The 6,105-nt window shown below is 60.4% G+C and carries 6 protein-coding genes and 1 pseudogene; 5 read left to right on the top strand and 2 right to left on the bottom strand.

Annotation, left to right across the window (positions count from 1 at the left end; translation table 11 throughout):
* Together IB243_RS24275 and IB243_RS24270 are read right to left on the bottom strand one after the other, a co-directional pair.
* A pseudogene (locus IB243_RS24275) lies at positions 1–131 on the bottom strand (class II glutamine amidotransferase); the annotation flags it as partial.
* Between the two features lie 30 nt (positions 132–161).
* The gene (locus IB243_RS24270) at positions 162–1,241 is read right to left on the bottom strand and encodes an MBL fold metallo-hydrolase (protein WP_192429743.1); all 1,080 of its coding nucleotides are present in this window, start codon (positions 1,239–1,241) and stop codon (positions 162–164) included.
* Positions 1,242–1,365: 124 nt separating this feature from the next.
* Here IB243_RS24270 and IB243_RS24265 point away from each other — a divergent pair, with 124 nt between their 5' ends.
* The 5 genes from IB243_RS24265 to aceK are packed head-to-tail and all read left to right on the top strand — an operon-like array spanning position 1,366 to position 6,036.
* On the top strand, positions 1,366–1,761 hold the full coding sequence (locus IB243_RS24265; RefSeq protein WP_192429742.1) for a MerR family DNA-binding transcriptional regulator: 396 nt from the start codon (positions 1,366–1,368) through the stop codon (positions 1,759–1,761).
* Positions 1,762–1,803: 42 nt separating this feature from the next.
* Positions 1,804–2,265 (top strand): PaaI family thioesterase, encoded by a 462-nt coding sequence (locus IB243_RS24260; protein ID WP_192429741.1) that lies wholly within the window; start codon positions 1,804–1,806, stop codon positions 2,263–2,265.
* A gap of 41 nt (positions 2,266–2,306) precedes the next feature.
* On the top strand, positions 2,307–3,497 hold the full coding sequence (locus IB243_RS24255; protein WP_010466791.1) for an isovaleryl-CoA dehydrogenase: 1,191 nt from the start codon (positions 2,307–2,309) through the stop codon (positions 3,495–3,497).
* A 36-nt stretch (positions 3,498–3,533) separates the two neighbouring features.
* Complete coding sequence (can, locus tag IB243_RS24250) at positions 3,534–4,193, top strand: carbonate dehydratase (RefSeq protein ID WP_057225864.1); 660 nt, start codon at positions 3,534–3,536, stop codon at positions 4,191–4,193.
* Between the two features lie 37 nt (positions 4,194–4,230).
* Entirely contained in the window at positions 4,231–6,036 is a 1,806-nt protein-coding gene (gene aceK / locus IB243_RS24245) for a bifunctional isocitrate dehydrogenase kinase/phosphatase (RefSeq protein WP_192429740.1), read from the top strand.
* The last annotated feature ends 69 nt before the right edge of the window (positions 6,037–6,105 follow it).

The following is a 6,105-nucleotide window of genomic DNA, read 5'->3' as shown; positions in this document are numbered from 1 at the left end:
TGCCCGAACGGGTGCCGCCTCTCTATGTAGTACAGGCTCGTCGATGCATGGCTCCACAGCGCCTGGCCGTTGGACAGCAGGAAATTGAACGTCCCGCGTGGGCATATGTGGGCCGCCAATTCCTTGAAATTTGCCCAAGGACTTTCAAACTCAGCTGCCGATCATTCCTTGCGCGGAGAGTGGAATTGGTGAACGCCCGCAGCATCCAGAATCCTTTGCAATCGACCATCAAACCAAAGCAGGTGCAAGTGGGCCAACGCTTCGCCCATGGCAAATGTCATCTGACGGGCATCCAGCTTGCGCTTGAACATGATCGGCAGCACATCGGCCGCAGACAGGGGGCCCCCTTTCGCTGCATCGAGGATTTCTGCCAGCCGATCCCGGTGATGGTTTTGCAACTGCTGGATACGCTCATGCAAGCCCTGGAAGGGTTTGCCATGAGACGGTAGGACAAGCGTGTCAGCAGGCAATTCAAGATACCGCAGCAGCGAGGTCAGGAACAGCTCCAGAGGATTGGATTCCGGTTCCACCGCATGGACGCTGACGTTGGTGGAAATGCGTGGCAGAACCATGTCGCCACTGATGAGGACGGATGATTCTGCGCAATGCAGCGCAATGTGCTCGGGTGCGTGCCCGTAGCCACTGATGCACCGCCAGGAGCATCCCCCAATCTCGACGATGTCTCCATCCATGATCCGGCGAAAGCTCGGAGGCAACGCAGGAACCAGAGCGGGAAAGTACGACACGCGCCCTCGAACGTGTTGGAGAAATTCGCCATCCTGCATGCCGTGCAAACTGTAGAAATCTGCGCTCGCCTCACCGCCAAAGCCGTTGCGGTCATAAACGGCGGTCCTCGCGACGTTGTAGTCGGTGGCGCTGACCCAAAGACGTACCTTCCAATGCTCGCACAGCCAATGGGCCAAACCGATATGGTCTGGATGCATGTGGGTCACGATCACGCGAAGAATTGGTAGACCTTCCAGGCTGCTGGAAAAAACCCGCTCCCATTGCGCCCGCGTTGTGGCGCTGTCGATGCAGCAGTCGACTACCGTCCAGCCATCGACCAAATTGCCGAAGGCGTCTGGTTGCCGATCACGCAGCAGCCACAGATTGATGTGATCCAGCGCGAAGGGCAGGGCCATGCGGACCCACTTGACGCCCGGCGCGATCTCCATCGCCACGCCCTCCAGAGGCAACACATCGCCAAATGGATAGTGGATCTGGTGTTCAAGTGGATTCATGGTGGTGGCTTGATGGGTTAGCATTGACGTTAACGTAAACGTCATGCATTCAGTGCATTGTAGGGACCGACAGCACCAGGGCTGTCTCCTGTGCGAAACCGACCCTGCCGCGTGCAATACCCCCATGGCCAACACCTACACCATCAGCGATCTCGCCAAAGAGTTTGATCTCACGACCCGAGCGATCCGTTTTTACGAAGACATGGGTCTGCTGCAGCCCGAACGAACGGGCGCCGCAGGTAGAAACCGCGTCTACAGCGCCCGCGACCGTACCCGGCTGCGTCTGACGCTCCGTGCGAAGCGCCTGGGCCTGTCGCTGACGGAGGCGAAGGAGATCATTGATCTCTACGACAGCCCGCGAGACACCGGGGTGCAGTTGCGCAAATTCCTCGATGTCCTCGTGGTGCATCGCAAGCAACTAGAGGCACAGATGGCCGACCTGCAAGCGAATCTGGAGGAGGTTCAGGAGCATGAAGACGAGGCACGGGCTCTGCTTCTCAAGGTTGAAAAGCAAAAATGATTCATAATTGACGTTTACGTAAACGTAAATCAGGAGACCGCTGTGAGCACGCCCCCTTTTGAGCCCCGCTCTGCCGACTTTGCAGACCGCGTGCGTGACAGCTTTGCTCGCCAGGGCGCCATGCAGACCCTGGGTGCAAGTCTTGGTTTGGTGGCGCCCGGTGCGGTGGACATTGAACTGCCATGGGCCATAGGACTGACCCAGCAACATGGGTTTCTGCATGCAGGCATGGTCGCCACGGCGCTGGATTCCGCCTGTGGGTATGCCGGATTCACCCTGATGGGAACCGATGCTGCGGTGCTCACGATTGAATTCAAGATCAATTTGCTGGCCCCCGCCAAGGGCGAGCGATTTCGCATGGAAGGGCGGGTGTTGAAACCCGGCCGCACCATCACCGTGTGCGAAGGCCGCGCCTTCGCCATCGACGGCAGCCAAGAAAAGCTGGTCGCCACCATGGGGTGCACCCTCATGGGGGTCACTGGGCGCGACAACATCCAAGGCTGAACAAGCCATCTTCCTTTATCTGTTTTGAGGAGACATCCACCATGAGCATTCCTGCCAACCTTCCCGGTTTGAACTTCCAATTGGGCGAGGACATTGACGCCTTGCGCGATGCCGTGCGCGACTTTGCGCAAGCCGAGATCGCACCGCGCGCGGCCGAGATCGACCGCACCGATCAGTTCCCCATGGACCTGTGGCGCAAGATGGGCGACCTTGGCGTGCTCGGCATCACGGTGCCCGAGCAATACGGCGGCGCTGCCATGGGCTACCTCGCCCACATGGTGGCGATGGAAGAAATATCGCGCGCCAGCGCCTCCGTGGGCCTGTCGTACGGCGCCCACAGCAACCTGTGCGTGAACCAGATCAACCGCAACGGCAGCGAGACACAAAAGGCCAAGTACCTGCCTAAGCTCATCAGCGGAGAGCACGTGGGCGCATTGGCCATGAGTGAGCCTGGCGCGGGTTCGGATGTGATCAGCATGAAGCTCAAGGCCGAAGACAAGGGCGGCTACTACCTGCTTAACGGCAACAAGATGTGGATCACCAACGGCCCAGATGCAGATACCCTCGTGGTGTACGCCAAGACCGAACCCGAGCTGGGCGCGCGTGGCGTCACGGCCTTCCTGATCGAAAAAGGCATGCCCGGATTCAGCATTGCGCAGAAGCTCGACAAACTGGGCATGCGCGGAAGTCACACGGGCGAGCTGGTTTTCAACAATGTCGAAGTGCCCGCCGCCAATGTGCTCGGTGGCTTGAACCAGGGCGCCAAGGTGCTGATGAGTGGCCTGGACTACGAACGCGCCGTGCTCACCGGCGGCCCGCTGGGCATCATGCAGTCTGTGATGGACAACGTGATCCCATACATTCACGACCGCAAGCAATTCGGCCAGAGCATTGGCGAGTTCCAGCTCATCCAGGGCAAGGTGGCCGACATGTACACCGTGCTACAGGCAGGGCGCTCGTTTGCCTACACTGTGGCCAAGAACCTCGACATGCTCGGTACCGACCATGTGCGCCAGGTGCGCAAGGACTGCGCCAGCGTGATCCTGTGGTGTGCGGAAAAGGCGACCTGGATGGCCGGTGAGGGCGTGCAGATCTACGGTGGCAATGGCTACATCAACGAATACCCGCTGGGCCGCCTGTGGCGCGACGCCAAGCTGTATGAGATCGGTGCGGGCACCAGCGAGATCCGTCGCATGTTGATTGGCCGCGAACTGTTCGCTGAAACCTGCTGAGCTTCATTTCCTTTCTACTGATTCCTCAAGGACAACATGCCCTCCTCGATCGACGACCTGTTTGTTCACAACCGCGCCTGGGCGGCCCAGATGGAGCGCGAGCGGCCCGGTTTTTTCACGAGTCTGCTGGCCCAGCAAAAGCCCAAGTACATGTGGATCGGCTGCTCGGACAGCCGGGTGCCCGCCAACCAGATCACGGGCCTGGAGCCGGGCGAAGTGTTCGTGCACCGCAACGTGGCCAATGTGGTGGTGCCCACCGACCTGAACTGCCTTTCCACCATCCAGTACGCGGTGGACCAGTTGCACGTCGAGCACCTCATGGTGGTGGGGCACTATGGCTGTGGCGGTGTTTTGGCTGCGCTAGAGGGCACGCGTGTGGGCCTGGCTGACAACTGGATCCGCCATGTGCAGGACGTGCGTGACCGCCACCGCGACCTGATTGCTGCCACTGCCCCAGAGTGGCGCCACGACGTGCTGTGCGAGCTCAACGCCATCGAGCAGGTCGTCAACATCGCCCAGACCACGGTGATGCTCGACGCCTGGGGCCGGGGCCAGAAGGTCACGCTGCACGGCTGGTGCTATGGGCTCAAGGACGGTCTCATCAACAACCTGCACATGTCCGTGGGCAGCACCGAAGGCCTGGACTCGCTGTACAAGGCGGCGATCGCCGGTGTGGCGGCCGTCAAAAGGCAATAGCCAACCATCTCCCCATTGCAACGGCTGAGCACCCGCCATGTTCCCGCAACGGCTCGATGCGCCCCAGGCCTATGGCATTGCCAAGGCCATGATGGACGGCTTCAACCGGCACTATCGGTTGTTCCGTACCGAGTCCGCGCGGGCCAAACACCGCTTCGAAACCGGCGACTGGCACGGCCAGCAGCGGGCCCAGCGCGAACGCATCGAGTTTTACGACCTGCGCGTGAAAGAGTGTGTACGCAGGCTGGAGAAGGAATTCAGCGCGGGCGCGCAGCCCATGGACGTGTGGCACCAGATCAAGCTGCATTACATCGGCCTCTTGGTCAACCACCACCAGCCCGAGCTGGCCGAGACCTTCTTCAACTCGGTCACCACCAAGATCCTGCACCGCACGCATTTCCACAACGATTTCATCTTTGTGCGGCCCGCCGTCAGCACCGAATACATCGAAAACGAAGAGCCCGCAGCGCGCCCCACCTACCGGGCCTACTACCCCTCGCGCGAGAATCTGCACGAGACGTTCCAGGCCATCATCGAGAACTTCCAGTTGCAGCGTGAGTTTGCGGACTTGGCGCGAGACACCGCCTGCGTGGTGGCTGCCATGCGCGGCCGGCTCGACAAGGTGCGGCTGCGCGCCAACTTCCAGATCCAGGTGCTCACCAGCCTGTTCTTCCGCAACAAGGGCGCCTACGTGGTGGGAAAGATCATCAACGGCTTCCACGAGGTACCGTTTGCGCTGCCCATCCTGCACGACGATGCTGGCCGCTTGTACATCGACGCCGCGCTGTTTGGCGAAGACGACCTGCAGATGCTGTTCAGTTTCGCCCGCGCCTATTTCATGGTGGACATGGAGGTGCCCAGTGCCTACGTGCAGTTCCTGCGCAGCCTCATGCCGCGCAAGCCGCGCGCCGAGATCTACAACGCCCTGGGCCTGGCCAAGCAGGGTAAAACGCTGTTCTACCGCGACTTCCTGTACCACCTCAAACATTCCAGCGACCAGTTTCGCATCGCCCCCGGTATCAAGGGCATGGTGATGCTGGTGTTCGACCTGCCGAGCTTTCCGTTCGTGTTCAAGCTCATCAAGGACTACTTCCCGCACCAGAAAGAAACCACGCGCGAGCAGATCAAGGCCAAGTACCTGCTCGTCAAACAGCACGACCGCGTGGGCCGCATGGCCGACACACTGGAGTACAGCGAGGTCGCCTTCCCACGCGACCGCTTCGACGATGCGCTGATTGCCGAGGTCGAGAAATTTGCACCCAGCCAGCTCGAAATCAGCGACCGCGATGGCGACGGCCAGACCGAAGTCATCATCAAGCACCTGTATATCGAGCGGCGCATGATCCCGCTCAATATCTACCTGCAGGAGGCCTTCGATACGGGTCTCACCGATTCCCGCGCGCGCCAGCAAATGGAGCACAGCGTCATCGAATACGGCAACGCCATCAAGGACCTGGTGGCCGCCAACATCTTCCCCGGCGACATGCTCTGGAAGAACTTCGGCGTCACGCGCAACGGCAAGGTCGTCTTCTACGACTACGACGAGATCGAATACCTCACCGACTGCAACTTTCGCCGCGTACCCACGCCGCGCAACGAAGAAGAAGAGATGAGCGGCGAGGTCTGGTACAGCGTGGGCCCGCGCGACGTGTTTCCCGAAACCTTTGGCCCGTTCCTTCTGGGCAACGACGCCGTGCGCGAGGTGTTCCTGCAGCACCACGCCGACCTGCTCGACGCCGCGTTCTGGCAGTCGCACAAGGAACGCATCCAGGCGGGCCACATGTTTGACGTGTTTCCCTACGACGCAGACCGGCGCTTCACGCATGGCGTGTCGGCCCCTTAGCCCCTTAGTCCCTTAGCCCGTTTGATTCAACCCCGATCTTTCACCTGAACCAATTCCAGGAGAGCTTCA

This window comes from Acidovorax sp. ACV01 (genome assembly GCF_014851495.1).
Taxonomy (GTDB): Bacteria; Pseudomonadota; Gammaproteobacteria; order Burkholderiales; family Burkholderiaceae_C; genus Acidovorax; species Acidovorax radicis.
This window is presented reverse-complemented; position numbering and strand designations above follow the sequence as displayed.